Annotated in this window: 3 protein-coding genes; all 3 read left to right on the top strand. The window is 34.3% G+C overall.

Annotation, left to right across the window (positions count from 1 at the left end):
* The first annotated feature begins 152 nt into the window (after positions 1–152).
* The 3 genes from HMPREF9965_RS04920 (at position 153) to xerA (ending at position 1886) form a co-directional block, all read left to right on the top strand.
* Complete coding sequence (locus HMPREF9965_RS04920) at positions 153–389, top strand: AbrB family transcriptional regulator (protein WP_000260600.1); 237 nt, start codon at positions 153–155, stop codon at positions 387–389.
* Positions 386–799, top strand: coding sequence for a type II toxin-antitoxin system death-on-curing family toxin (locus tag HMPREF9965_RS04915; protein ID WP_000219495.1), 414 nt, complete (start codon positions 386–388; stop codon positions 797–799). Before HMPREF9965_RS04920 ends, HMPREF9965_RS04915 begins: the two co-directional genes overlap by 4 nt.
* A 121-nt stretch (positions 800–920) precedes the next feature.
* Positions 921–1886: a site-specific tyrosine recombinase/integron integrase gene (xerA, locus tag HMPREF9965_RS04910; RefSeq protein ID WP_000444453.1), complete on the top strand. Its 966-nt coding sequence runs from the start codon at positions 921–923 to the stop codon at positions 1884–1886.
* Positions 1887–1902: the final 16 nt, after the last annotated feature.

The following is a 1902-nucleotide window of genomic DNA, read 5'->3' as shown; positions in this document are numbered from 1 at the left end:
GGCAATTCAAAAATCTCTGGAAGAATTGGAAACCTTGAAAAAATCACTTATGCAGGAGTATTTCGGTTAAGATTCGAGATGAAATAGCAGTTTTACACTATCATTGTAATTACCGTAATTATTTGTTATAATACTTCAAAGGAGGAAATCAGATGGTCGTAAAAACAAGAAAACAAGGAAATTCAATCACCATTACGATTCCAAGCGAGTTCAATATTCCAAGTGGTGTTAAATACGAAGCGAAATTGTTACCAAGCGGTGAAATTATCTTTACTCCTGAAGAATTGGATCATCAGGTCTCTTATGTTTCTGATGATGCCTTTAACTTAAAATTGGATACAATTTTTGATGAATACGACGATGTTTTCAAAGCTTTGGTGGAAAAATGACAGTCTATCTAACAGAAAAGCAAATTGAAAAAATCAATGCTTTAGCAATTCAACGGTATTCTCCAAAGGAGCAAATTCAAACAGTTAGTCCTTCAGCGTTAAATATGATTGTGAACTTACCAGAACAATTTGTTTTTGGCAAACCTCTTTATCCAACAATTTTTGATAAAGCAACAATATTATTTGTCCAATTGATAAAGAAGCATGTTTTTGCCAACGCCAATAAACGAACAGCCTTCTTTGTTTTGGTGAAGTTTTTACAATTAAATGGTTATCACTTTACTGTTTCCGTGGAAGAAGCGGTTGATATGTGCGTGACTATAGCGGTAGAAGCTTTAACTGATGAAAAAATGATAAGCTACTCTAAATGGGTTTCTGAACATTCTATCAGAGAAAAGCTCAAAAAGTAAGATAGTATGCTGGATTGAAATGAGCATAAGAAAATAAATGAACAGGCAATATTAGAATTCTGTGATGCAGAAACTGATATTGCCTCTTTTTATTGATGAGTAATTATGAAAGTGAGAATTTATGGAATCAAAAGTTACAATTATCATACAAGAAATGTTACCACTTTTAAACAATGAACAATTATTAGCATTGAGAGAGAGTTTAGAGCGCCATCTAGTGGATGGAAAAAAGAAGCAGAAGCATTCAAATAATAATCTGTTGCAACTATTCATCACTGCTAAGCAGGTGGAGGGCTGTAGCGCAAAAACAATACGTTATTATCAGAGAACAATTGAAAATTTGTTTCATCATAGTAAGGAGTCTGTGACACAACTGACAACAGATGATTTAAGAAGTTATCTAGCAAATTATCAGTCTGAAAAGGACTGTAGTAAGGCGAATTTGGATAATATTCGGCGTATATTGTCTTCTTTTTTTGCTTGGCTTGAACAAGAGGAATATATCATCAAGAATCCTATTCGAAGGATTAAAAAAATTAAGACAGAACAAACTGTAAAAGAAACTTATACGGATGAACATCTGGAAATTATGCGGGATAACTGTGAAAATTTAAGAGATTTGGCAATGATTGACCTACTAGCATCAACAGGTATGCGTGTAGGAGAACTGGTCCAATTGAATCGTTCTGATATCGATTTTGAAAACAGAGAGTGTGTTGTTTTTGGAAAAGGAAAAAAAGAAAGACCCGTATATTTTGATGCTCGTACGAAAATTCATTTAAGAAACTATCTCAATGATAGAAAAGATAGCCATCCTGCCCTTTTTGTAACGCTAGTTGGAAAAGCTCAGAGACTTGGAATTGCGGGTGTCGAGATTCGATTGAGAAATTTAGGACATAAACTTGGAATACAAAAGGTTCATCCACATAAATTCAGAAGAACCTTAGCGACTAAGGCGATTGATAAAGGAATGCCTATCGAACAAGTCCAAAAACTACTAGGTCACAGCAAAATTGACACAACCCTGGCCTATGCCATGGTCAACCAAAGCAATGTTAAACATTCGCACCAAAAATTCATCTCTTAAATGCAAATCCCGATTT

The sequence above is a fragment of the Streptococcus mitis bv. 2 str. SK95 genome, from assembly GCF_000222705.1.
Classification (GTDB): Bacteria; Bacillota; Bacilli; order Lactobacillales; family Streptococcaceae; genus Streptococcus; species Streptococcus mitis_AY.
The sequence above is the reverse complement of the archived record's forward strand: the minus strand, read 5'-3'. Positions and strand labels throughout refer to the sequence as shown.

Bases quoted from the DNA above. Each gene is read 5' to 3' on its own strand.
- xerA (WP_000444453.1), top strand. From the start codon at position 921: ATGGAATCAAAAGTTACAATTATCATACAAGAAATGTTACCACTTTTA.
- HMPREF9965_RS04920 (WP_000260600.1), top strand. From the start codon at position 153: ATGGTCGTAAAAACAAGAAAACAAGGAAATTCAATCACCATTACGATT.
- HMPREF9965_RS04915 (WP_000219495.1), top strand. From the start codon at position 386: ATGACAGTCTATCTAACAGAAAAGCAAATTGAAAAAATCAATGCTTTA.